21 protein-coding genes are annotated in these 24,602 nt (G+C 70.5%); 17 read left to right on the top strand and 4 right to left on the bottom strand.

Annotated features, from left to right (window positions below):
• The first annotated feature begins 13 nt into the window (after nt 1-13).
• The 5 genes from ACLJOU_RS07805 to ribA are packed head-to-tail and all read left to right on the top strand — an operon-like array spanning nt 14 to nt 3,966.
• Entirely contained in the window at nt 14-412 is a 399-nt protein-coding gene (locus ACLJOU_RS07805) for a 6-pyruvoyl trahydropterin synthase family protein (protein ID WP_410564461.1), read from the top strand.
• Nucleotides 409-1,476: a glycosyltransferase family 4 protein gene (locus ACLJOU_RS07810; protein WP_410564462.1), complete on the top strand. Its 1,068-nt coding sequence runs from the start codon at nt 409-411 to the stop codon at nt 1,474-1,476. Before ACLJOU_RS07805 ends, ACLJOU_RS07810 begins: the two co-directional genes overlap by 4 nt.
• The gene (locus tag ACLJOU_RS07815; RefSeq protein ID WP_410564464.1) at nt 1,473-2,300 is read left to right on the top strand and encodes an SAM-dependent methyltransferase; all 828 of its coding nucleotides are present in this window, start codon (nt 1,473-1,475) and stop codon (nt 2,298-2,300) included. The genes ACLJOU_RS07810 and ACLJOU_RS07815 overlap by 4 nt, the downstream gene beginning before the upstream one ends.
• Nucleotides 2,297-3,316, top strand: a complete 1,020-nt coding sequence (locus ACLJOU_RS07820; RefSeq protein WP_410564466.1) for a lysylphosphatidylglycerol synthase transmembrane domain-containing protein — start codon at nt 2,297-2,299, stop codon at nt 3,314-3,316. The genes ACLJOU_RS07815 and ACLJOU_RS07820 overlap by 4 nt, the downstream gene beginning before the upstream one ends.
• On the top strand, nt 3,313-3,966 hold the full coding sequence (gene ribA / locus ACLJOU_RS07825) for a GTP cyclohydrolase II (RefSeq protein WP_410564467.1): 654 nt from the start codon (nt 3,313-3,315) through the stop codon (nt 3,964-3,966). The genes ACLJOU_RS07820 and ribA overlap by 4 nt, the downstream gene beginning before the upstream one ends.
• Here the strand turns inward: ribA and ACLJOU_RS07830 are convergent.
• Complete coding sequence (locus ACLJOU_RS07830) at nt 3,955-4,653, bottom strand: creatininase family protein (protein WP_410564468.1); 699 nt, start codon at nt 4,651-4,653, stop codon at nt 3,955-3,957. The two genes, ribA and ACLJOU_RS07830, sit on opposite strands and share 12 nt — an antisense overlap.
• Before the next feature lie 30 nt (nt 4,654-4,683).
• On the opposite strand from ACLJOU_RS07830, the gene ACLJOU_RS07835 reads away from it, so the two are divergent.
• From ACLJOU_RS07835 to ACLJOU_RS07850, 4 genes are all read left to right on the top strand, one after another.
• Nucleotides 4,684-5,484, top strand: a complete 801-nt coding sequence (locus tag ACLJOU_RS07835) for an inositol monophosphatase family protein (RefSeq protein WP_410564470.1) — start codon at nt 4,684-4,686, stop codon at nt 5,482-5,484.
• Nucleotides 5,485-5,620: 136 nt separating this feature from the next.
• Nucleotides 5,621-7,114, top strand: coding sequence for a serine/threonine-protein kinase (locus ACLJOU_RS07840; protein ID WP_410564472.1), 1,494 nt, complete (start codon nt 5,621-5,623; stop codon nt 7,112-7,114).
• A gap of 121 nt (nt 7,115-7,235) precedes the next feature.
• Nucleotides 7,236-8,294 (top strand): glycosyltransferase family 4 protein, encoded by a 1,059-nt coding sequence (locus ACLJOU_RS07845; protein WP_410564795.1) that lies wholly within the window; start codon nt 7,236-7,238, stop codon nt 8,292-8,294.
• 40 nt (nt 8,295-8,334) lie between these two features.
• Nucleotides 8,335-8,883, top strand: coding sequence for a DUF4231 domain-containing protein (locus ACLJOU_RS07850; RefSeq protein WP_410564473.1), 549 nt, complete (start codon nt 8,335-8,337; stop codon nt 8,881-8,883).
• Nucleotides 8,884-8,929: 46 nt separating this feature from the next.
• Here ACLJOU_RS07850 and ACLJOU_RS07855 read toward each other — a convergent pair whose 3' ends face one another.
• Together ACLJOU_RS07855 and ACLJOU_RS07860 are read right to left on the bottom strand one after the other, a co-directional pair.
• Nucleotides 8,930-12,169, bottom strand: a complete 3,240-nt coding sequence (locus ACLJOU_RS07855; protein ID WP_410564475.1) for a GH92 family glycosyl hydrolase — start codon at nt 12,167-12,169, stop codon at nt 8,930-8,932.
• Nucleotides 12,170-12,260: 91 nt separating this feature from the next.
• Nucleotides 12,261-13,592, bottom strand: a complete 1,332-nt coding sequence (locus ACLJOU_RS07860) for a PLP-dependent aminotransferase family protein (RefSeq protein ID WP_410564477.1) — start codon at nt 13,590-13,592, stop codon at nt 12,261-12,263.
• Between the two features lie 47 nt (nt 13,593-13,639).
• Here ACLJOU_RS07860 and ACLJOU_RS07865 point away from each other — a divergent pair, with 47 nt between their 5' ends.
• On the top strand, nt 13,640-14,635 hold the full coding sequence (locus ACLJOU_RS07865; protein ID WP_410564478.1) for an aldo/keto reductase: 996 nt from the start codon (nt 13,640-13,642) through the stop codon (nt 14,633-14,635).
• Here the strand turns inward: ACLJOU_RS07865 and ACLJOU_RS07870 are convergent.
• Entirely contained in the window at nt 14,563-15,465 is a 903-nt protein-coding gene (locus tag ACLJOU_RS07870; RefSeq protein WP_410564480.1) for a LysR family transcriptional regulator, read from the bottom strand. The genes ACLJOU_RS07865 and ACLJOU_RS07870 overlap by 73 nt on opposite strands.
• A gap of 83 nt (nt 15,466-15,548) precedes the next feature.
• Between ACLJOU_RS07870 and ACLJOU_RS07875 the strand changes: the two genes are divergently transcribed.
• The 7 genes from ACLJOU_RS07875 (at nt 15,549) to ACLJOU_RS07905 (ending at nt 24,601) form a co-directional block, all read left to right on the top strand.
• On the top strand, nt 15,549-16,826 hold the full coding sequence (locus tag ACLJOU_RS07875) for an MFS transporter (protein WP_410564481.1): 1,278 nt from the start codon (nt 15,549-15,551) through the stop codon (nt 16,824-16,826).
• A 138-nt stretch (nt 16,827-16,964) separates the two neighbouring features.
• Nucleotides 16,965-17,561 carry a toll/interleukin-1 receptor domain-containing protein gene (locus ACLJOU_RS07880; RefSeq protein ID WP_410564483.1) on the top strand — a complete coding sequence of 199 codons (597 nt, stop codon included), beginning with the start codon at nt 16,965-16,967 and terminating at the stop codon, nt 17,559-17,561.
• The gene (locus tag ACLJOU_RS07885) at nt 17,558-19,180 is read left to right on the top strand and encodes a CATRA system-associated protein (RefSeq protein WP_410564485.1); all 1,623 of its coding nucleotides are present in this window, start codon (nt 17,558-17,560) and stop codon (nt 19,178-19,180) included. Before ACLJOU_RS07880 ends, ACLJOU_RS07885 begins: the two co-directional genes overlap by 4 nt.
• A 9-nt stretch (nt 19,181-19,189) precedes the next feature.
• Nucleotides 19,190-19,846 (top strand): hypothetical protein, encoded by a 657-nt coding sequence (locus ACLJOU_RS07890; protein WP_410564487.1) that lies wholly within the window; start codon nt 19,190-19,192, stop codon nt 19,844-19,846.
• Entirely contained in the window at nt 19,843-22,941 is a 3,099-nt protein-coding gene (locus ACLJOU_RS07895) for a helicase HerA domain-containing protein (protein ID WP_410564489.1), read from the top strand. The genes ACLJOU_RS07890 and ACLJOU_RS07895 overlap by 4 nt, the downstream gene beginning before the upstream one ends.
• A gap of 174 nt (nt 22,942-23,115) precedes the next feature.
• Complete coding sequence (locus ACLJOU_RS07900; RefSeq protein ID WP_410564490.1) at nt 23,116-23,298, top strand: hypothetical protein; 183 nt, start codon at nt 23,116-23,118, stop codon at nt 23,296-23,298.
• Between the two features lie 100 nt (nt 23,299-23,398).
• Nucleotides 23,399-24,601 (top strand): helix-turn-helix domain-containing protein, encoded by a 1,203-nt coding sequence (locus ACLJOU_RS07905; protein WP_410564492.1) that lies wholly within the window; start codon nt 23,399-23,401, stop codon nt 24,599-24,601.
• Nucleotide 24,602: the final 1 nt, after the last annotated feature.

Here is a 24,602-nt window from a genome sequence, read left to right on the forward strand (position 1 = left end):
ATCGGAGGTCTTGGTGTTCAGCATCACCGTCCGTGACCACGTGATGGTCGCCCACAGCTTCCGCGGAGAGGTCTTCGGACCCGCGCAACGCCTGCACGGCGCGACCTTCGTGGTGGACGCGACCTTCCGCCGGGCCGAACTCGACGAGGACAACATCGTCGTCGACATCGGCAAGGCCACGGAAGAGCTCAAGGCGGTGCTGAGCGACCTCAACTACCGCAACCTCGACGACGAGCCGGAGTTCAAGGGCATCAACACCTCGACCGAGTTCCTCGCGAAGGTCATCGCCGACCGGCTGGCCGACGCCGTCCACGCCGGACGCCTCGGCGAAGGCGCGCGCGGCCTCGAAGGGATCACCGTGTCACTGCACGAATCGCACGTCGCCTGGGCGAGCTACGAGCGTGCACTGTGAACACGCTGTACGTGGTCCTCCCCGGAGACGTCGACGACTCGTCCGTGCCCAGCGGCGGCAACACCTACGACCGCCGGATGTGCGACCGGCTCGCCGCCGCCGGCTTCGACGTGCGCGAGATCGCCGTCGCCGGCAGCTGGCCGCGGCCGGACACCGAGACCCGCGCGGTCCTGGGCCACCTGCTGTCCGCGCTGCCCACCGGCTCGGCCGTGCTGCTCGACGGCCTGGTCGCCTGCGGTGTCCCGGAGGTCGTGGTCCCGCAGGCGCGGCGGCTCTCGGTGTCGGTGCTGGTGCACCTGCCGCTGGCCGACGAGACCGGCCTGCCGCCGGCGCTCGCCGCCGAACTCGACGCTCTCGAACGCGAGACGCTGCGGGCCGCCGGCTCGGTCGTCGCGACCAGCGAGTGGGCCGCGCGCCGGCTGATCGGCCACCACGGCCTGGCCCCGCACCGCGTGCACGCGGTGACGCCGGGCGTCGACCGGGCACCCCTGGCCGTCGGCACCGACGGCGTCTCCCGCCTGGTCTGCGTGGCCAACGTGACCCCCCGCAAGGGGCAGGGCGTGCTTGCCCAGGCCCTCGAGACCGTCGCCGACCTACGCTGGACTTGCGAATGCGTCGGCGGGATCCGCCGCGAGACCAAGTACGTCGAGCGGCTGCGCGAGCACCGGCTCGGCGCCCGGTTCACCCTCACCGGCCCCCGCACCGGCGCGGCGCTCGAGGCGACGTACCACACCGCCGACCTGCTCGTGCTGCCTTCGCGCGCCGAGACCTTCGGCATGGTCGTGACCGAGGCCCTCGCCCGCGGCGTGCCGGTGCTGACCACCGACGTCGACGCGCTGCCCGACACGGTCGGCGTCGCGCCGGACGGCTCGGTGCCCGGGATGCTCGTGCCCGGCGACGACGTCGAAGCGCTCGGCGCCGCCCTGCGCCGCTGGCTCACCGAGCCCGCGCTGCGGGCGCGGCTGCGCGCGTCGGCGAAGCTGCGCCGCGAGACCCTGACCGGCTGGGACGACACCGCCCGCCGGATCGCCGACATCCTCCTCCGGCAGGAGGCGGCGGCATGACCGCGTTCGCGCCGGACTGGCTCTACCTGCGCGAACCCGCCGACGCCGCGACCCGCGCCACCGAGCTGCTCGACCCGCTCCGCAGGCACCTGCCCGGGGACTTCGTCGTCCGGGACCTGGGCTGCGGCACCGGCTCGCTCGGCCGCTGGCTGGCCGGCCGCCTGCCCGGCACCCAGCACTGGATCCTGCACGACCACGACACTCACCTGCTCGACCACGCGAAGGAGAGCCTCCCGGGCACCGCGCTCGACGGCAGCCCGGTCGACGCCGTCGCCGAGCAACGGGACATCACCGCGCTGCGGGCCGCCGACCTCGCCGGGACATCGCTGGTCACCGCGTCCGCGCTGCTCGACCTGCTGACCCGCGAGGAGATCACGGCCCTGGCCACGGCGGTCGTCGAAGCCGGCTGCGCGGCGCTGCTGATGCTGTCGGTCACCGGCGAGGTGGCGCTCTCGCCCACCGACCCGCTCGACCCGGCCGTCTCCGCCGCGTTCAACGCCCACCAGCGCCGGGTCGCCGACGACGGCCGCCGGCTGCTCGGCCCGGACGCCGTCGACGTCGCCGCGGCCGAGTTCCGCAGGCTCGGGGCGACGGTCGTCCGCGCCGACAGCGCTTGGCGGCTCGGTCCGGACCAGGCCGAACTGCAGCGGCAGTGGCTCGACGGCTGGCTCGGCGCCGCCGTCGAACAGCTGCCCCGGCTGGCTCCGGCCGCCGACGGCTACCGGCAGCGGCGGCTCGAGCAGGCGGCGGCCGGCGAGCTGCACGCGGTGATCCACCACGGCGACCTGCTGGCCCTGCCGCCGGGCGCGGAGGTGGCGGCGTGAAGCGCGCACTGGCCTGGCTGCGCATCCTCGGCGCGGTCGGCATCCTCGCGGTCCTCGTCTGGCAGCTCGGCAGCGCCGCCTTCCTCGACGGCCTCGGCCGGATCAGCGTCCCCGGGGTGCTGGCCGCGCTCGCCATCGGCTTCGCGACGACGCTGTTCAGCGCGGGCCGCTGGCAGATCGTCGCCACCCGGCTCGGCCTGCGGCTTTCCCTGCGCACCGCCGTCGGCGACTACTACCGCGCGCTGTTCCTCAACGGCGTGCTGCCCGCCGGGGTCCTCGGCGACGTCCACCGCGCGGTCCAGCACGGCCGCGACAGCGGGGACGTGCCGCGTGGCGTGCGGGCCGTCGTCCTGGAACGCACCGCGGGCCAGGTCGTGCTGATCGCGTCCGCGGTCGCCGTCGTGCTCGCGTCGCCGGACGTCGTGCCCGGCGCGTTCCGCCAGGTCGTCGTGGTGGCCGGGGTGGTCGTCGTGCTGGCCGCCGTCGCGGCGCTGGTCGTGGGCCGCCTGCTCGGCGGGCGCTGGATCCACAGCTCGTCGAAGGCCCGCCGCGGCTTCGCCGCCACCCTCGCCGACGTCCGGCTCGGCCTGCTGACCCGCGAGACGTGGCCCAGCGTGGGCTTCCTGTCCGTCGCGACCCTGGCCGGGCACCTGGCGCTGTTCGTCGTCGCGGCCCGCGTCGCCGGGGTCGGTGCGCCGGTGGGGCAGCTCGTGCCCCTGATGGTCCTAGCTCTGCTGGCGATGGGCCTCCCGCTCAACGTCGGCGGGTTCGGCCCGCGCGAAGGCGTCTGCGCCCTGCTCTTCGGCGCGGCCGGCCTGGGAGCCGCCCAAGGTGTCACCGTCGCCGTCGTCTACGGCGTGCTCACGCTGGTCGCGAGCCTGCCCGGCGCCGGTGTCCTGCTCGTCCGGAGCGTCGCCGGGTTCCGCGTGACCCGCGCTCCGCACACCGGTGTCGTGCCCGCTCCGCGCGTCGCGGCCGACACGGGAACGGAAACGGAAGTGGGGTTGAAGTCATGACCGCAAGTGAGGTCGTCGGGGATCTGCCGCACCGGGCCGTGGTCGAGCGGGTGGTCGAAACCCGGCTGCCGACCCGGCACGGGACGTTCCGGGCGGTCGGTTACCTCGACCGCGCCGGCACCGAGCAGGTCGCGCTGGTCTACGGCGAGATCTCCCCGCTCGGCACCCTGACGCGGGTGCACAGCGAGTGCCTGACCGGCGACGTCTTCGGGTCGACGCACTGCGAGTGCGGCGACCAGCTGGCGGTGGCCCTGGACCGGATCGTCGAAGAGGGCTCGGGCGTGCTCGTCTACGTCCAGGGCCACGAAGGCCGCGGGATCGGCCTGCTGGCGAAGCTCGAGGCGATGCGGCTGCAGCAGGACGAGGGCCTGGACACGGTCGACGCGAACGTGGCGCAGGGCCTTCCGGTGGACGCCCGCGACTACCAAGCGGCGGCGGGCATCCTGACCGACCTCGGCGTCCGCTCGGTGCGGCTGCTGTCGAACAACCCGCAGAAGGTCGAGCAGCTCACCCGCTACGGAATCCGGATCAGTGAGCAGGTGCCGCTGCTGGTTCCGCCGAATCCGGAGAACCTGCGCTACCTGCGGACGAAGGCCGAGCGGATGGCCCACGTGCTGCCGCACCTGAACCAGGCGTTCTCAGGCGCCTAGCACCTCGAGGACGCCGGCGAAGCGCTGGACCAGCGTGTCCAGCAGGACGTGCCCCTTCGCCGCGCTCGCCAGCGAGGGACGGCCGACCACCCCCGACTCCGTGTACGCCCGCAGGCCCAGCGTCAGCAGGTGCTCCCGGTCGGTGACGTGGTCGGCCGTTTCGTACTCCGGGCGGACCAGGTGCGGGTGGGCGTGCAGCAGGATCGACGTCTCCAGCTCGCCCGCGTGCATGTCGTCGTCCAGCGACGTCCGCAGGCCGGCCGCGGTGTGGGCCGCCTGCCAGTCCGCGACGCCGGGGAACAGCGCCATCGCGCCCGCCGCCTCCTGGACCACATTGGACAGTACGTAGTTGCCGCCGTGCCCGTTGACCAGCACGAGCCGGTCGACGCCCGACGCACTGAGCGACGCGGCGACGTCGGTGACCACGGCGTGCAGCGTGCGCGCCGAGATGCTCACCGTGCCGGCCCACCCCGCGTGCTCGTGCGAGCACGAGATCGTGATCGGCGGCAGGTGGCGGACGGGGTACGCGTCGGCCACCGCGCGGGCCAGCGTCGCCGCGATCACCGTGTCGGTGGCCAGCGGCAGGTGGGCGCCGTGCTGCTCGAAGCTGCCGATCGGCAGCACCGCGACCGACGCCCGCCGCTCCTGCTCGTCGACGGTGGTGGCGAGCGGGAACAGATCGGTCATGGGCCCGGCCCTTCTCCTATGTTGGTGAGCATGACCGAGCATGCCGCACTACTGGACGTCGCGCGCGAGGCCGTGGCGAGGGCGACGGAGATCGTCAGGTCGCGCCCGAGTTTTTCGGTTTCCGCGAAAGGCGATCGCGACCTGGTGACCGACGTCGACACCGCGGTCGAGGACGCGCTGCGGGAGTTCCTCGCCGCCGAGACGCCGGAGATCGGGATCCTCGGCGAAGAGCGCGGCCGCAGCGGGGAGCGCGGTGGCCGCTGGTGGGCGCTCGACCCCATCGACGGGACCGCCAACTTCGCCCGCGGAATTCCGCTCTGCGGGATTTCCCTGGCGCTGGTGGACGGCGAACACAGCACGGTCGCCGCGATCACGCTGCCGTACCTCGGCGTCACGTACACCGCGGCCCGCGGCGAAGGTGCCTTCGCGAACGGAGAGCGCGTCAGCGCGTCCACCGCGACGGAGCTGCCCGACGCGATGATCGCCGTCGGCGACTTCGCGATCGGCGAGCTCGCCGAGGAGAAGAACCGCGCCCGGCTGACCCTGCTGGCGGACCTCGGCGCGCGGGCGCAGAAGATCCGGATGCTCGGCACGGCGGCCATCGACCTCGCCTGGGTGGCGGACGGAAAGCTCGACGCCGCACTGATCTTGTCCAACAACCCCTGGGACACCATGGCCGGCGTGCTGCTCGTGCGGGAGGCCGGCGGCGCCGTCGTCGACCGCGACGGCAGCGAGCACACGGTGGGTTCCGCGGCGACGATCGCCGTCGGCGCCGGGCTGCGCAAGGAGATCGTGGACGCACTTGATCGCGCGTACGGGGTTGTTCGTTAGGATTCCGGGGTACACGTAAGCGGCGCCACAGCGTGGGTTTGCGCTGTCCGCGCAAGGTTTTCGGTTAGGTTGTACCGGTCGGCCGCCGCGGCTGGCATGCTGACCGGATCTCGTCGGCCACTTCGGAGAATGGTGGATGCTCGTGGAAAGTCGCCGGATCCGCGATCGGTACCGGCTGCTCGAGCCGATCGGCGGCGGCGCGATGGGCACGGTGTGGCGGGCCCAGGACGAAAAGCTCGACCGCACCGTGGCGATCAAGGAACTCCTGCTGCCGCACGACCACGACGAGCAACGCACCGAAGAGGCGAAGAACCGCGCGATGCGCGAGGCGCGGATCGCCGCGCGGCTGCAGCATTCCCACGCGATCACCGTGTTCGCCGTCCTCGAGGAGGAGGACCGGCCGTGGCTGGTGATGGAGTACCTGCCGTCGAAGAGCCTCGCCCTCGTGCTCGGCGAGGAGCCGGCCACGGTGGACGACGCCATCCGCATCGGCGCGCAGATCAGCTCGGCGCTGGCCGGCGCGCACCGCGCCGGGGTCGTGCACCGCGACGTGAAGCCGGCCAACATCCTGGTCTCCGAGGACGGCACGGCGAAGATCACCGACTTCGGCATCTCGCGCGCGATCGGTGACGTCAAGCTGACGGCCACCGGCGAGATCGCCGGCACGCCCGCCTACCTCGCGCCCGAAGTGGCCCGCGGCGAGGACGCGGATTTCGCCGCCGACGTCTTCTCGCTCGGCGCCACCCTGTACGCCGCGGTCGAGGGGCAGTCGCCGTACGGGACGGCCGACAACCCGATCGCGTTGCTCTACAAGGCCTCCAGCGGCGAGATCGAGCCGCCGGAGAAGGCGGGCCGGCTGACGCCGCTGCTGCTGCGGATGCTCGCCACCGAGCCGGCCGAGCGCCCGTCGATGGACGAGGTCGAGCAGGAGCTGCTGGCGCTGCTGCAGGACGCGGAGCCGGGTGACTCGGTGCTCGCGGCGACCATCCCCGAGACCGAGGTCCCGGCGGTGGCGGCCGCGCCGGCCGCGGCCGCCGCGACCGCCGTGCCCAAGGGCGAGGTCACCGCGGTGTCGCCGGGCGCGCGCAAGGGCCTGATCGCCGTGGGCGCGGGCGCGACGCTGCTGTGCATCGCGGTCGTCGTGGCGATCCTGCTGGTCGTGCGGCAGAAGCCGCCGGAGGGCAACGTCGCCGCCCCGCCGCCGCCGCAGCCGTCGTCCACCTCGGCGTCCGCGCCGTCCTCGACCTCGACGTCGAGTACGCCGTCTTCCCCTTCGCCGACGCCGTCGACCTCGGCGCCGTCGACTTCGCCGACCGTCTCGACGGTGGCCTCGTCGAAGACCGCGGGCGAGGCACTGACCGCCTACTACTCGATGCTCCCGAGCAACCTTTCGCAGACGTGGAACCTGCTGACCGACCACTTCAAGGCGACCAAGCACCAGACCCCGGCGACCTACGAGAACTTCTGGGGCGCGTACAGCCGGGTCAGCGCCTCGATCGTCTCGCAGGACGGCAACCGGGTGACCGCCCGGATCTCCTACGTGTCGAAGAACGGCGGCACCAAGACCGAGACGAACACCTTCACCCTCGTCCAAGAGGGCGGCGTCTGGAAGATTGACTCGCAGAGCTGAACCTCCGCGGCTCGGGGTGCGTGTGACGTATGAGCCGTCACCGCCGTCGACCCACGCTGGAGGTAGCTGTGCCCGTTCCCACCGCCTTGCTCCGGCGCGCGCGATGAGGCCCGCCGACCCGATGGTGTTCATCCTCCCGGCGGCACCGCCGGGCAGCGACACCTACGACAAGCGGATGTGCCGGACCCTGCCCGCCGTCGGCCAGCCGGTGCTGGAGCTGCCGATCGCCGGTGACTGGCCGGAGCCGGACCCGGCGTCGAGACGCCGGCTGGCGCGGTCGCTGGCCGCGCTGCCGGACCGGACGGTCGTGCTGCTCGACGGCATGATCGCGTCCGGCGTCCCCGAGATCGTCGTGCCGCACGCGCGGCGGCTGCGCCTGGCCGTGCTGGTCCACCAGGCCCTGGCCGACGAGCCGGGGCTCGCCCCGGCGCACGCCGCGGAGCTGGACGCCTGTGAGCGCGAGACGCTGCGGATGGCGGGGATAATCGTGGCGACCAGCCCGTGGCTGGCCCGGCTGCTGATCGACCGCCACGACCTGGACCCGGGCCGCGTCTACGTGGCCAAGCCGGGCACGGACGCGGCCCCGCTCGCGGCGGGCGCGGACGGCGTGTCCCGGCTGCTCTGCGTCGGCGACGTGACCCGCCGCAACGGCCACGACGTGCTGGTCCAGGCCCTGGGCGAGGTCGACCACCTGGCGCTGTCGTGCGTGTTCGCGGGCTCGCTGGCGGCGGATCGCGCGTACGTCGACGAGCTCGGCTGGTCGATCGAGCGCCTGGGCCTCGGCAACCGCATCACGCTGGCGGGCGACGCGGTCGACCTGGGCGCGGCCTACAACGCGGCGGACCTGCTGGTGGTCCCGGCCCGCGCGGCGACGTCCGGCATGTTCGTCGCGCAGGCGCTGGCCCGCGGCATCCCGGTCCTGGCCACGGAGGTGGGCGGGGTGTACGACGCACTGGGCGTCGACGCGGACGGCGAGATGCCGGGCCTGCTGGTCACCCCGGACGACCCGTTCGCCCTGGCGGACGCCCTGCACAGGTGGTATGCCGACCCGGAGCTACGGCGCTCGTTGCGCACGGCGGCCCTGGGGAGGGGCAGCGCGCTGGAGGAGTGGGACGTGGCGGCCCGCCGGCTGACGCACGTACTGTCGCGGCTGGCTTCGGAGCCGCGGATCGTCGCCTGACGGCCTTGCCGGAGTGCGGAGATTCCACGACCCTGGCCCGATGCGTGTCAACCGGTCGGGGACCGACAACCGAATCGATTTCGATCGAGGCTTGCTCGAGATCGCGGGTCGTGAGGCGGACCGGCCGCTACGGGAGTCGCTGCTCGGGTTCCGTGGCCTCGTCGTGAACGCGATGGACTGGTGCAACACCCGCAAGAAGCGGTTTCGCCGCCGTGCGTCCATCGTCCGGGTAGCGGCTCTTGTGCTCACCGCGGCCTCCACCGTGGTGCTCGGGATTCAGAATATTCCTGCCCGCGCGTCGATCGCTCTGCCGATGGTCGCTCTGGTCACAGTGCTCGGCGGACTGGAGACTTTCTTCAACTGGCGATCGCGGTGGGTACTGATGGAAGAAACGCGGTACCGGCTGAACCAGCTGCGTGACGAGGTGGATTACTACATCGTGACGACACCGACGACCGAGTTGAGCCGCGAGCGACTCGATGAGTTCTTCCGCCAACACCAGGTCATCTGGGATGACTCGAGCCGTAGATGGCTCGAGTTCCGCAAGCACGACCGGCCGCCGCAGCCGGGGGTCCGGCCCTCGCCCTGACCTGGCGGAACGGTTCGCCGGGAAGCAACCCCGGCGAACCGAACCGTCACGCCAGGGTGAGCGCGTAGATCTCCACCCGCGGGTCGTTCGGCAGGCTCACCGACTGCACGGTCTTCCCGCCGTCCAACTCGCCCGAGATCCCGAACAGCCGCACCGGCGGCCCGTCGACCCCGCTCCCGGCCTTGATCCGGTGCGGCATCTCCAGCACCACCGGGCTCCCGGAGCCCGCCCAGTCACCGAACGTCAGCGCCAGGTCCGCGCTCGTCCCGTCCGTGTAGTGCGCGGTCAGCGTCGTCGACACCGGGCCGTTGTGTGACGCCCCCACGATGCGAAGCGCCGTGTGCCGGCCCGCCGGGAGCAGCAGCGACTGCCCGCGGGCCTCCACGAAGTTCGCCGCCGTCCCCGACGCGTCCGGGGCCGCGTACGTGACGCCGTCCCAGGTCACCGGGCCCGCCGGCGGGAGCAACGCCGCGTCGTAGCTCCAGCCGCTGCCGTCGAAGTTGCCTTCCGAAGACGCCGCCACGGTCGCCGTGCCGTCGTGGTTGCGGTCGTGGCCCAGGTCGACCGCGCACTGCGAGCCGGACGTCACGCACGCCGACGGCGTCCGGACCTCGATCGTCGCCGAGCGCGTCACCTTGTTCGCGCCCAGGCCCGACACCGTGACCTGCACCGGGTACGTCCCCACGGCCGCTCCGGCCGGCACGTCCACCGTGATCGGCACCGACTGCTGCACCGGCAGCCGTCCGGACCACACCAAGAGCAGCGGCTGGACCCGCGACTTCCACGAACCGGCGGTCACCGAGACCGTCACCGGTTGCAGGCCCGGGTTCTGCGCCAGGACGTCGAGGTCGAGGTGGACCTGCTGCGCCGTCCCCGAAGGGAGCACCACCGACGTCTGCCGCAGGGACGCGTCGACGTGCCGCCGCAGGTCGCCCACCGCGTTGTTCACCGACGGCGGAGCCGCGGCCACCGACGTCCCCCACGAAGACGGGCGCGACCCGAGCTTGTGCGAGAGCGTCCCGCCGTGGGCCACCGAGGACCAGTCGAGCGACGTCTGCCGGACGTCCCGGCCGTTGAGCGACACGCTCTGGATGTACCGGTTCGTGTCGCTCGCACCCGGCGCCGACACCGTGAGCGTCCCGCCCTGCGACCGGCCGTACTGTCCGATGCGGACGGTCGCCGACTCGAACTGCGGGCTCGACAGCGCCAGGAAGTTCGCCCCGCTCATCGTCGGGTACAGCCCCAGCGACGAGAAGACGTACCAGGCCGACATCGTGCCGAGGTCGTCGTTGCCGGTCATGCCGTCGGGGCCGGTGGTGAACAGCGTCATCGCCGCGCGGACCACGGTCGCCGTCTTGGCCGGCGCGCCGACCCAGTTGTACATGTACGGCGCGAGCAGGTCCGGCTCGTTGTTCGGGTTGTACGTCGCCTTGCCGTAGTAGTCGTACGGGCTGGCGATCCAGTCCTTCCGCGCGGTCCCGGCCGGGTCCTTCAGCAGATTGCCGTAGGCGAAGAAGGAGTCCAGGCGCTTCTCGGTCGACGGCCGGCCGCCCATCAGCGAGACGAGCCCGGCCGGGTCCTGCGGCACCAGCCACTGGTACTGGTAGGCGCCGCCTTCGTGGAACTGATGGTCGGCGTCGATCGGGTTGTACGGCGTGAGGAAGGTGCCTTCGGTGGTCCGCGGGCGGAACTGCTGGATCGAGGAGTCCCACAGGTTGCGGTACCACTGGCCGCGGTCGGCGAACATCCGCGCGTCGGCGCCGTGGCCCAGGCCGCGGGCCATCAGCGCCAGCGAGGCGTCCGCGGCGGCGTACTCCATGGTCGCCGACGCCGGGTGCTCGCAGTCGTTGTCGCCGCCCTTGGCCGCGCAGTCCTTGCCGAGTTCCAGCCCGCTCGGGATGTACCCGCGCTCGTTGTAGTAGTTGACGCCCGAGCGGCCGTTGTACGGTGAATCGGCGGGCGGCGTGCTCGTCGCGTTCTTCTTGAGCAGCGCGTACGCCTCTTCTTCGTGTCCAGCGAGCAGGCCCTTCGACCACGCCTCGACGAGGAACGGCGTTACCGGGTCGCCGGTCATGATGTTCGTTTCGCTCTCGGCCAGCGCCCAGCGCGGCAGCCACCCGCCGTCCCGGCCGATGGCGACGACCGACAGGGCGACGTCCCGTGCTACCTGCGGTTCCAGCATCTCCAGCAGCTGGTTCTGCGGCCGGTAGGTGTCCCACAGCGAGAAGTTCTGGTACGGCGTGTAGCCGCTCGCGGTGTGGACCTTGCCATCGAAGCCGGTGTACGCGCCGTCGGTGTCGCCGGCCAGGTTGGGGTGCAGCTGCGCGTGGTAGAGCGCGGTGTAGAACGCCGTCTGCCGCTCGGTCGTGCCGCCGCCGATCTTGATCGCGCCGAGCCGGTCGACCCACTGCTGGTGCAGCGCGGCCCGGGTGGCGTCGAAGTCGTAGTCCGACGTCTCGGCCGCGAGGTTCTTCCGGGCGCCGTCGAGGCCGGTGTAGGAGAGGCCGACCTTGAGCACGACGTCGTGGTCGGTGGTCGCGTCGAAGCTCGCCCAGGCGCCGTTGCCGCCCGTGCCCGCGGCGTCGCGGCCGCCCGGGGTGCGCGTCGAGCCGCGCCAGGTGCCGAACGAGCTGAACGGCCGGTCGAAGGTGGCGGTGAAGTAGACGGTGTGTTCGTCGTGCCCGGCGCAGAACCCGCCGGCCTTGACCCGCCCTTCGAGGGTCCGGTCGCCGACGACGTGGATCTCGGAGTCCTTGACCGACTGGTTGGCCTGGCCGGTGTTGAACAGGACGTTCGCCTGCCCGGTCGAGGGGAACGTGTAGCGCTGCCAGCCGGTGCGCGCGGTCGCCGTCAGCTCGGCGCCGATGCCGTACTTCTTCAGGCCGACGCGGTAGTAGCCGGGCTCGGCGTGCTCGTCGTCGTGGCTGTACTCGGACCGGTAGGCGTTCTTGTCAACGTTGTCCACGGCGCCGGTGGTCGGCATGACCGGCAGTTCGCCCATCACACCGCAGCCGACGCCGGACAGGTGCGTCTGGCTGAAGCCGTAGATCGTGTTCTGCAGGTAGTCGTACCCGCCCTGGCCACCGGTGTCCGGGCTGACCTGGACCATGCCGAACGGCGCACTCGCCCCGGGGAACGTGTTCCCGAAGTTCTGCGTGCCGACGAACGGGTTCACCAGGCTCACCGGATCGACCGGCGCGGCGGCGTGTGCGGTGGCTTGGCTCGTCGCGGCGACCACGAGCCCGGCGGCCGCGGCAGCGACCAGCCGTCTGCTTTGCGACCCCATGGGGCGCACCTCCCAGCTGACAACGTTGTCAAGAGCGGACCGTCCAGCAGCCTTTCACATCGGCGGCCCCGTTGGGAAGGCGGCAACCAGGTCAAGCCGTTGTCATAGCCCGCCGTAGCAGCGCCGCGGCGGCTTCGACGCCGGTGTCCGCCAGGTTGCCGTACCCGAGGACCAGCGCGGGCTCGCCGGGAGCCGTCCGGTAGCCGTCGAGGTCGGCGACCTTGACGCCGGCCGCCCGCGCCCGCCGGACGACGGCCGCGGCGTCCCCGTCGAGGTGGAGCACGAGGTGCAGCCCCGCGGCGACGCCGGAGAGCCGCGCCGGCCCCAGCGCGGCGACGAGCCGGTCCCGCCGGGCGCGGTAGCGCAGCCGGGCGCTGCGCAGGTAGCGGTCGTAGCCGCCGCTTTCGACGAACCGGGCGAGCGCGAGCTGGTCGACCACCGGCGGCGGGTGGGCGCGCACTGTCCACTGTGGAGGAAGTACGGCCCAGCCGAGCCCGAGCGCCGGGCTGAGCGTCTTGCTGACCGAGCCGAAGAGCGCGACCCGCCCCGGGTCGGTGCCCTGGACGGTGCCGACGGGCCGCCGGTCGTACCGGAACTCGGCGTCGTAGTCGTCCTCGAGGATCAGCCCGTCGACGTCCCGGGCCCAGGTCAGCAGCTCGGCTCGCCGCCGCGGCGAAAGGACGGAACCGGTGGGGAACTGGTGCGCGGGCGTGACGAGCACCGCGCGGACGCCCGCCGGGATCCGCCCGACGTCGAGGCCTTCGTCGTCGACCGGCACCGGATCGACGGTCATCCCGGCGCCTTCGGCCGCCCGCCGCAGCCGCGTCCACCCCGGGTCCTCCACGGCGAGGCGGGTGCTGCCGCGCTCCACGAGGGCGCGGCACACGCTGGTCACGCCGTCGGTGACGCCGCCGCAGACCAGCACGGTGCCGGGGGCGGCGCCGCGGACGCGCCGGAGGTAGTCGCCGAGGACCCGGCGCAGGCGGGGGTGGCCGTCCGGCTCGGGCAGCCCGAAATCCGGGTGCGGCGTCGTCGCGAGGACCTCGCGGATCGCTTCCGCCCACGGCCGCCGGGGGAAGCTCCGCAGGTCGGGCAGGCCCGGCGCGAGGTCGTACCGCGGCGGCGGGGTGGCTTCGGGCGGTGTCCTCGAGCCGGTCCCGCCCGCCACGCGGCGGACCCGGGTGGCCGACCCGGCGCGCCCGGCCAGGTACCCCTCGGCGACGAGCTGGGCGTAGGCCTGCGTGACGACCCACCGCGAGCACCCGAGGTCGGCGGCGAGCTGACGGCTCGGCGGTACCGCGACGCCGTCTTCGAGATCGCCGTCGCGGATCGCCTGCCGCAGGGCCCTGGCCAGCTGTTCGTGCTTCGGGCCCGGGCCGGTCAGGTCCAGCAGCACACCCCAATTGGTCTGTGATCCGGCCACAGAATTGGATCGTAGTACCGGACCGATCCGGGCCTAGCGTGGTCGGCATGAAGAAGGTGGAACTGGGCCGGACCGGCCAGTACGTGAGCCAGGTGTCGCTGGGCTGCATGACGATGGGTACGGCGACCGACGAACCGACGTCGGCTCGCATCCTGGACGCGTACCTCGACGCCGGCGGCGACTTCCTGGACACGGCGAACTGCTACGCGTGGTGGATGGGCGAGGAGTTCTCCGGCGGCGAAAGCGAATCCCTGCTCGGCAAGCTGCTTCGCGGCCGGCGCGACCGGGTGTTCCTGGCCACGAAGGTGGCCGCGGGCATCACGGACCTCCCCGCCGCCCGCGCGGCTTCCCGCCCCGACGGGACGACGGACTGGGAAGCGCGGGAGCGCACGTACGAAGGGGCCGGGGCCGCGGTGATCGAGCGCGAGGCGGAGGCGAGCCTGCGGCGCCTGGGCACCGACCACATCGACCTCTACTACGTCCACGTGGACGACCGCCGGGTGCCGTTGGAGGAAACACTGTCCGCGTTGGACAAGCTGGTGCGGTCGGGAAAGGTGCGGTACATCGGCTGGAGCAACGTCCGGACCTGGCGCCTGGAGCGCATCCGCGCGCTGGCCGCCGCGAACGGCTGGGCGTCGCCGGTGGCGGTCCAGGTCCAGCACTCGTACCTGCGCCCGGCCGGCGCCGACGTCCCGTCCATCGCCGGCGGTGAGCTGCTGGACTGGCTGTCGCTGCACCCGGACGTCTCGCTCGCGGCGTATTCCTCGCTGCTGCGCGGGATCTACGACGACGCCGCGTACCGGGAGTCCACGCAGATCTGGCGGTCCTACGCGGGCCCGGAGTCGGCGGCGCGCCTGGCTGCGGTCGCGAAGGTGGCGTCATCGCTGGGGGCGTCGGGCAACCAGGTGGCGCTCGCGTGGCTGCGGCACCACGGCGTCATTCCGCTGGTCGGGCCGCGCACCTGGGCGCACTACGAGTCGATCGCCCCGGCCTTCACCCTGGCGCTGCCGCCCGAACTGCTGTCCATATTGGACAACGCGTAGGCGGTGGTGAGCAGTGCGGCGACAGTCGGCTTGTGCTCGTCGCGGCGTCGCCACGTCATGGTGACGCCGGTGGTCGCGCCGGCCAGTGGCACGGCGATCGCGCCCTCGTGGTCGACGAGGGCGGGCACGATCCCGCACCCCAGGCCGGCGGCCACGCACCGCGCGAGCGCGGCGAGGCTGCCGACCTCGGCCTCGACCACCGGTCCGTCGAGCCGGTCCAGCATCTCCCGGAAGCCGCAGCCCTTCGGCGTCGCGAGGAACCCGACACCGTCGAGGTCGCCGGGCCGGACCTCGGTTTCCCGGGCCAGCGGATGTCCGGGTGGGACGATCACGACGAGCGGTTCGCTGCCCAGCGACGCACTGGCCAGCGCCGGGTCGGCGGGCGGGTCGCCGAAGGTGAAGCAAACGTCCATTTCGGACCGCCGCACGGCTTGGTAGAGCTCGCCGCGGCCGCCCTCTTCGAGCGTGAGCCGCACGCGTGGCCACCGCTTCCGGTACTCGCCGAAGAGGGCGGGAATCCGGTGTGCGCACAGCGTTTCCAGGGCGCCGATGGTCAGGTCGCCTTCGGGTTCGCCGCGCTCTTCGTCGACCGCGGCCCGGGCCTCCTCGACGAGTTCGAGCACCTGGTCCGCGTAGCCGACGAGCCGTTCCCCGGCCCCGGTGAGCCGCAGCCGCCGCCCGCGTTCGAACAGTTTCGAGCCCAGTTCCGCTTCCAGGGACTGGATCTGCTCGGTGACGCTGGACTGCGCGTAGTGCAGCTCGGCGGCAGCGTGGGTGAAGTTGAGCGTCCGCGCGACGACGCGGAAGGTGCGCAGGTGGCGCAGTTCCATGGCATCCCCCATCGGTGTGCCCGATACCCGCCATCGTAACTGCCTGCTTCCGTCGATGTCACCGAGCGTCCAGGCTTTTCGGTGTGGCAAGACTTCTCACCGGCCTTTCGCTGGGCTACTTCCTGGTCATGCTGGACACGACGATCGTGACGGTCGCGCTTCCGGCCCTTTCGCCGTCGTTGCCGGCGCAGCAGTGGATTTCCAACGGCTACACGCTGACGTTCGCGGCGTTCCTGCTCACCGCGGGAGCGTGGTCGGACCGGTTCGGCGCCCGCCGGGTGTTCGCCCTCGGCCTGGTTTCCTTCGCGGTGCTGTCCGGTTTGTCGGCGCTGTCGTTCTCGACGTCGTCGCTCATCGCACTCCGGGCGCTGCTCGGCGTCGCGGGCGCCCTGCTGGTGCCGTCCTCCCTGTCGTTGATCGCGGCCGCCTACCCGACGCCGTCCGCGCGGGCGAAAGCCATGGGGGTGTGGGCCGCGGTGAGCGGAACGGGCCTGGTGGCCGGTCCGGTGCTGGGCGGTCTCCTGACGGAGGCGTTCGGCTGGCGGGCGATCTTCCTGGTCAACGTCCCGGTGGCCGCGGCCGCTTGGGCGCTGTCCCGCTCGGCTCCGCCGACCCCGCCGAGGCCCGGCCGCATCGACGTCGTGGGTCAGGTGGCCGCGGTGGTCGCTTTGTCGACACTGACGTACGCGCTGATCGAGCGTTCGTGGACGGCCTTGCTGCTCACCGTCGTCGCGGCCACGGTGTTCGTGCGGTTCCAGCGGATGCTCCCGGCCGGCCTGTTCCGCACCCGCGCGTTCCCGCTCGGTCTGGCGGCCGGCGCGATCGTGAACTTCGGGTTGTCCGGCGTGCTGTTCGTGCTGTCGCTGTACTTCCAGGAAAGCCGCGGTTATCCGCCGTCGGCGACGGGTCTCGCCTTTCTCCCGCTGACGATCCCGACGGCGTTCAACCCGGTTTTAACGGGCCGCTTGGTGGCCCGGTTCGGTCCGCGGATCCCGGCGGTAACGGGTTTCGCCCTGATGTCCGGCGGCACGCTGCTCCAGGCGAGCACGACGTCGGCGGCCCGGTCGGTGATCGCGCTGGCCCTGCTCGGCTTCGGCGTCTCGCTGGCCATCCCATCGCTGCTGGCGATGGTGGTCGCGGCGGCCCCACCCGAGCTGACCGGCGTGGCGGGCGGCGCACTGAACGCATCCCGCCAGGTAGGAGCCGCCCTCGGCGTGGCGATCCTCGGCGCTTTGCTGACCGCGACGACAACGCCGATCGCGCTGTGCACGGCCGCGGGTGTACTCCTGGCCGGCGCGGCGATGGTCGCCGGGAGTGCCCGGAAGCCGGCGGCTGACCACGGCTCGGGCCGCGAAAGGTGACCGGGACCCTCGATCACCACAACGGCGGGTTGACCCGATCGGAATGTCCACTTTTTAGCAATTTTTTGGACATTACCAGGTTTATTGGCCACCGTATGACCTGGCGAAAGGAACTTCGGGCGTCTTATCATCGTCGGCGTGCCCGGCTATAAGTACGATCTGTTCATCAGCTACCCTCGTCGAGGAACCGCGTCCAAATGGCTGTTGACCAACTTCTATCCCTGGCTCGTCGACTTCCTCGTCGATGAAATCGGGTACGAACCGAAAATTTTTCTCGACAAGGGAATGCATCGCGGTGTGCACTGGCCGTCGCAGCTGGAGAACGCGCTCCGGCACAGCAAAATCATGGTTGCAGTTCTGTCGGCGCCTTACTTCACGTCGAAGTGGTGCATGGCCGAGTGGGACAGCATGCAAGCCCGCGAAGAACTGCTCGGTCTGGCCAGCCCGCAATGCCCGCAGGGCTTGATCTACCCCATCCGCTACTCTGATTCGCTCGCCTTCGAGGAAGAGGGACTGCGGCGATCGTGGTGGGACTTCAAAGGGCTGGACAATCCGGGCGCCGGATACCAGGACACCCGGGAGTGGCACTCCTTCCAGCAAAAGGTGAGGCAGTGTGCGCAGGACCTCGCCGACCTGCTTGAACAAGTACCGCCGTGGCAGTCGGATTGGCCGGTCATCACGCGTCCGGATCCGGTGCTGCCTCCGCCGCCGCTGTTGCCGAGGTTCGGCTCATGAGTGGAACCGTCATCACGTTCTACTCGTACAAAGGTGGAGTGGGGCGCAGCTTCACACTGGCCAACGTCGCTCTGCTGCTGGCCCGGTGGGGTTACCGCGTCCTCACGATCGACTGGGACCTCGAGGCTCCCGGGCTGGACCACTACTTCCGGCCCCTGCTGTCCAAGACACCCAGGGGTGGGGTCGTCGATCTGGCTTCCGACTTCCTCGCGGGCGCCAAACGCCCGGCCCGCCAGCCGATCCGGCTGGACTACCCGGACGGTGAAGTCGCGCTGCTGGCGGCCGGTCGCCAGGACGCCGACTACACACAAAAAGTCCAGGCCATCGACTGGGAGGATCTCTACCGTGCCGGGTTCGCGGAGTTCCTCGAACAGTACCGTGCCGAGTGGACGGAGAAATACGACTTCGTCCTGATCGACAGCCGGACGGGTATCTCGGACATCGGCGGCATCTGCACCGCCCACTTGCCTGACCGTCTGGTGGTCCTCTTCACCGCCAACCAGCAGAGCGTCGAAGGCGCTGTGAACATCGCGCAGCTGGCGAACCTCGCGCGCGACCGGATGCCCTACGACCGCCCGCCACACCTGGTGCTGCCGATCCTGTCCCGGCTGGACAACCGGGTGGAGTACGAGCGAGCCGAGGCCTGGCAGCAACGATGCGCCGAGGTGGCCTCGCCGCTGTTCCGGAACTGGCTGGCCAAGAGCGTGACGCAGGAGCAGATGCTGCGGCACACGACAGTGCCGTATGTGTCGTACTGGAGTTTCGGCGAACAGTTGCCGGTCCTGGACGAACGCATCCCGTCACCGGACCAGGTGTCGTTCGCGATGGAGACAGTCGCCGCCGTCCTCGCGCAGCAGTTCGACCGTACCGATCTGCTCGCGGACAATCGGGACGCGTACGTGGCCGCTGCGCGCACCCAGCGGCAGTCGTATGACCTGGACCTGCTGGTGTCGGTTCCCCGGCCGGAACCGAAGGCGGCCACGGACCTGATCCATGGACTTCGCGACTTCGGCCTGCGCGTGGACCGGTCACTCTCCGGTGATCCGGAGTTCCTGGAGCAGGCCAATAACCCGGCTAAGCACCTGTGTCTCGTCGTGGACGGCTGGGTGAGCCGCTGGCAGGCGATGGAGGCGGAACGGTTCCTGCGGCACGCCTTGGACGCCGACGCCGGTCGACAGCTCTTCTGCGTGCTCACGCGGACCACCGACCCCGACGGCTTGCCGGCGTTCCTCCGTAACCTGCGTCTCTTCCACCTCGACGCCGACACCCGTCCCCACCAGGTGGCGAGGCAACTGCACGACATCATCACGGATTCGACGTCGAGCCGGCCCGATTCCGACCAGGCCGCGTTGCAGGACGCGGTGTCCGCTTTGCGCAAAGTGCCTGCTGAAGCGGGGCATCGTGGACGTTGGACTCTCGTCCAGCAGACGGTGGCCGACATGACCGCGGCCCTGGACGACGGCGATATGCCGCTGCTCAAGGACCTGACCGTGGACCTCGAGCAGCTGAGCGCGGTCCGGGCGAACGGCAGCCGTATCGCGGCGCCGGAGGGGCTCCGCGCCGACATCGACGCACTGCTTGGCCGGCTCCATCGCCGGATCACCGTTCATACCCAGTGAGGAGATCAAATGGCGGAGAAGTTCGGGACCGATGAGCGAGGTGCGCTCATCGCGTTGACCTTGGCGAACGCGGAGGTGCCGAATGCGGATCTGGTGAAGGAGTACGGAGTCAAGCTGGGACCGGCCGGCCGGGAGAAGCTGGAAGAGCGGGGTTTCATAGCCGTGCGTGAGCAGAGTGGCCGCTACTACCTGCAGATCAAGGGGCCTGGTGTCGCGTGGTGCGAGAACCATCTCACCGAGGTGGAGCCTCCGCAAAGACCTGGTCCGCTGGTCCGTGCGGCCTTCGAGGTCCTCCGCCGCCTGGTGCGCAGGCTTCAGGAGCGCCGGATCCCTCTGTCGGATTTCCTCCGAGAGGAGAGTGATGACCAGGCGCGGCCCGGTGATCACCAGACGGACGCGCCGGTCGATCTCGAGACGTTGATCCGCCGGGCTTATCGCCAGCTCGCGACCAGGCCGCAGCAGTTCGTGCGCCTGGCGCACCTCCGGCCCAAGCTCGACGGAGCCGACAAAGCCGAGGTGGACGACAAGCTGATCGAGTTGCTGAAGACGAGCAAGATCCAGCTGGCTCCCGACTCGAACCGCAGAGGGCTCACCGACGACGACCGCGCGGCGGCGATCCGAGTCGGCAGGGAGGACAAGCATCTACTGTCGATCGGGGAGTCATGAACGAGGAACAGCAACGTCAAGCCCTCGCCGCGGTCCGGTTCAATTCGGCGGAAACGCCGGATGACGTCTGGGGTACCTCACCCTTCCATGTCGAAGGACTGCACACACTGGCCGAGAACCGGATTCGCGCCGGCATCCTGGACGCGAAGCACAGCCGGGGCCCGAGTCCGATCGGTCTCGCTTTGCAGGGTCAGAAGGGCGTCGGCAAGACTCATCTTCTCGGCCGGGTCCGGCGGTTCGTGCAGAAAGAGAGCGGTTACTTCTTCCTGATCGACATCTCGACCGGCAGGGCTTTCTGGGACGATGTCCTGCGTGCCATGCGAAGTGAGCTGTGGCGCAAGGGCGACGACGGTGAGCTCCAGCTGACCAAGCTGCTGCGCCGGTTGTGCGACAAGGCGGAAGTCGCCGAGGCGGTGGCCAAGGTGGTCCGTGGTGACGCGCCCCTCACGACGGCAGATCTGAACAGCTTCATCAGCACGCTGCGCAAGGCCGATGCCCAGGTCGCCGTCGAGTGTGCTGACGGGCTCCGGGCTCTCGCGCTGTACGCAGCGGCAGACGCAGATCTGTCCGCCACCGGCAAGGAATACCTGTCCAGCCTGGCGAGCGACGACCGGCGGAAAGACCGCAGGCGCTGGGGTCTTCCCGCCGAACGGAAAGAGCCGCGTGAGGTGGTCGCGGAGATCTCCCGAGTACTTGCGCTGACCGGGCCGAGTGTTGCCGCGGTCGACCAGCTGGACTCGCTGATCACGAAAGTGGCGGACGAATCCTCTGGTGAAGCGACCGGTGAACTCGCGAAAATCGCCGACGGCCTGATGCAGTTGCGGGAGAGGACTCGTCGAACCCTGTCCGTCGTTGCCTGTCTTCCGACGACGTGGAACCTCCTGCAGGAGGCGGCGACGGACTCGTTCGACGACCGGTTCACCGAGACGCCGAATCTTGGTGCCATCGTCGACTCCAGGCTGGGACGTGCGGTGGTGGAGAAGTGGCTGGACGTGGTCTACCAGGGGATCGGTTTCGATCCGCCACACGCGACCTGGCCGGTGTCCTCGGATGCGTTCGGGGCTTCGTGGACCGCCTACACGCCTCGCCAACTGCTGAGGCGAGTCCAGGAACATGCCGAAGCATGCTTGTACGGCAAGATCAGGGAACTCTCCTCGTTCGACGAAGAGCCCGTCGAAGTGGTGGTCGACGTCCCCCACGAGCTCAACGGGGAACCCCGTTACTTCGATGAGTTCGACCGTCAGTTCCACGAGCTGCGCCGGCGCGCGGACGTGGAGGCGGCGATGAGCAAGCGCCTGGTGGATGAGATCATGCCGGATCTCGTCCAGGCCGCGTTGAAGTCGTGGATCACGGAGGTGGGCAACGACGACCGGTCCTGGGAGACCGAATCCCTCGACGGTGCCGGGGAACTCCACGCCGGGTTGCGCCGCACGGTGGACGAGGAGCGGGATGTCCGAGAGCAGTGGTTGTTCCGTGCCATCGCCTCCCAGCACGGCAACATCGTCCTGCGCAAGCTGCGAGAGGCCAAGCTGGCTTCGGGAGTCCAGGAGGGAGTGCGCAACCGGCACCTGGTGCTGATCCACGACGGGGGCAAGGGCTGGGGTGGCGGCGTGACCACCGGCGAGCTCGGCAAGCTGGAGCAGCTGGGCAGTCCTCGCGTGCAGATCAGCAAGGAGGACATCCGGACGTTCTGGGCGCTCCGGCAGCTGCTCACCAAGCAGAGCTACCACCTGCTCAACTGGCTCGTCGCACGCAAGCCGGCGAGCAGGACGAGTCTCCTGCGGCAGATCCTGCCTGCCCCCGGGCAGCCGGGCGGCAACCAGCGGGAAACTCGCCCGCCGCCGTCCGAGGCCAGGCCGAAGCCGGAGGTGAACCCAGGGGAGTTCGCCCTGGGTCTGGACGGCGAGATCCGCATCGAACTCGAGTCCCTCCGCAAACACGCCGTCATCTTCGCGGGGTCGGGAACCGGGAAGACCGTTCTTCTCCGCCGGATCATCGAGGAATGTGCACTGCAGGGTGTCTCGGCCATCGTCCTGGACCCCAACAACGATCTGGCCCGGCTAGGCGATGCGTGGCCGGAACCACCGGAAGCCTGGAGGTCCGGCGACGCGGAAGCCGCCGCCGACTACCTCTCCGGGACCGAGGTTGTCGTGTGGACTCCCGGACGCGCCGCCGGACGGCCGCTGAGTTTCCACCCGCTGCCCGATTTCGCCGGTGTTCGCGACGACGAAGACGAGTTCGCCGCGGCTGTGGAAGCCGCCGTGGCCCGGCTCATTCCGCACGCAAGGGTCAGTGGTGGGGCGAAGGCCGCCGTGCGGGGGCAAGCCGTCCTGCGTGAGGCGCTCACTCACTACGCGCGGGAGGAGTCACGCAGCCTGTCCGGTTTCGTCGACGTCCTCGCCGAGTTGCCGATGGGGGTCAGCAAGCTCACCACGGGAACCAAGACCGCCGCCGACCTGGCGGAAACCCTGCGGGCCGCGATGGTCAACGATCCGCTGCTCGGCGGCTCGGGTGAGCCGGCCGATCCCGCCGTCCTGCTCACACCGTCGCCCGGTAAGCGGGCCCGGATTTCGGTGATCAGCTTCGTGGGACTGCCTTCCGACGAGCAGCGACAGGGGTTCGTCAGCCAGCTCCAGCTGGAAGTTTTCGCCTGGATCAAGCGCCACCCGGCGGCCGACCGGCCACTGGGTGGGCTGTTCGTCATGGACGAAGCCCAGACGATCGCGCCTTCCGGTGGGTGGACGGCGAGTACCCAGAGCACCATCATGCTGGCCTCTCAGGCTCGCAAGTACGGGCTCGGTCTGCTGCTCGCCACGCAGGCACCGAAGGGCTTGCACAACCAGATCACCGGGAACGCGACGACGCAGTTCTTCGGCCGCCTGAACAGTCCGGCCCAGATCGCGGCGGCGAACGATATGGCCAGGGCCAAGGGCAGCACTGTCGGGGACATCTCGCGGCTGGAACGTGGGCAGTTCTACGTCACCGGGGAGAAGTTCGGGTTCCGCCCGATGCGGGCCCCGCTGTGCCTGAGTCATCACCCACCCAGCCCACTTCGGCTGGAAGAAGTGCTCGACCGGGCCCGCGAGGGTCGCTGACACGAAGGCCGCGTTCCGAGGGGAACGCGGCCTTCGTGTGTGTTGACTGTTTCCCGCTTGAACGGGAAACGGTCAACTCCTTGTCGCTCGATCTTGCGTGACGAATCCTGATTGCAGGGCGCAGAAATTCTGTCAAGCGCCCCGAAAATCACCCTTTACCGAGGAGGATTCGTCATGTCCTTGTCTTCGAAACTGGTCAAAATCGGTGGTCCGCTGCTCGCCATCTGCATCGTCACGGCCGCGCCGCTGATCGGCTCCACGGCGGCGTTCGCCGACGGTGACGGTGGGACGCCGCCGCCGGTCACCACGACCACTCCGCCGCCGGCGGGTACGGACGGCAACCCCTGGCACGGGTGAGCTGCGCCGGGCCGGCCGCGACTCGTTCGCGGCCGGCCACGCCAATTGCGCGCGCGCAATGAAAATGGTGTACTCGAAGTCGGTGAGAATGGAGGTACGCATGCCTGAATCGTTTGGCGGGTTGTTGCGGGAATTTCGTACGGCCGCCGGGATCTCGGTGGCTGAGCTGGCCAAACGAGGCAACTACAGCAAGGGCTACATCAGCAAGATCGAGAACGACCTCAAGCCGCCGAATGCGATGCTGGCGCGCATCTGTGACGGCGTCCTCGATGCCGGCGGCGCGTTGATCGAGGCGGCACGTGAGGCGCGTGCGCGTGTCGAAGAGGCCAACACGCTGGATCGCCGCCAGATGCTGGCCGGGGCCGGGGCGGTGCTCGGCATCGCGCTGGCCGGCGGTCCGCGCCCGATCGTGGACGAGCGGGCCGTGGCCGGGCTGCGCGCCTCCTTCGAACAGTTGCGCACGCTCGGCATGCAGACCAGCCCGGCGGTGATCCTCGAACCGCTGGTTGCCCAGACGCGCACGGTGCACGCACTGGCCAGGGGCAATCCCGAACCTGTCCGGTCCCGGCTGCTGCTGCTCGCCGCCCGGATGGCCGAATACACCGGGTGGCTGAGCCAGGAGGCGGGCAATGAACACGACGCTCTGTCGTGGACGCGGCACTCTTCCGAGCTGGGTCAGGCCGCCGGTGACCTGGAGATGACGAGCTACGCCTATGTCCGGGAAGCCGGCCTGGCGCTCTACCGGCAGGATCCGATTGCGGCGATCGACCTGGCGCGGCAGGCGCAGCGGCTCGGTAGACCCGGCTCGCGAACGTTCGGCCTGGCCGCCCGACGGGAGGCACAGGGGCACGCGCTGGCCGGTGACCGAGACGCCTTCGAACGAGCGATGGACACAGCCGCGAAACCGCTGTATGGGGCCATTGTCGACAGCAGAAACTACCCGGTGCTCGGCTCGACTGCGCCGGACCCACTCGCGCTCGCCCGTGGCTGGTCGCTCACCGATCTCGGACGACCCGGTGACGCGGCGACTCTGCTGACTGCGGAACTCACGCGGGTCCCGGCGGCCAATCGCCGCACCCGGGCGCGCTTCGGCGTCCGTCGTTCACTGGCTCACGCGCTGGACGGGGAGATCGACGAGAGCTGCCGGACGCTGGCCGAGACGATCGACGACGTCGCCCACGTCGACTCGGCGACCGTGCGTACCGATCTGCGTGAGTTGGGCCGGTGCCTCAGCCGTTGGCGTGGCCATCACAGCGTCCGCGAGATCTACCCCGAGCTGAGCCGCGTGCTGCACCGGCGCTGAC

This window comes from Amycolatopsis sp. cmx-4-61 (genome assembly GCF_046548775.1).
In the GTDB taxonomy this organism is placed as follows: Bacteria; Actinomycetota; Actinomycetes; order Mycobacteriales; family Pseudonocardiaceae; genus Amycolatopsis.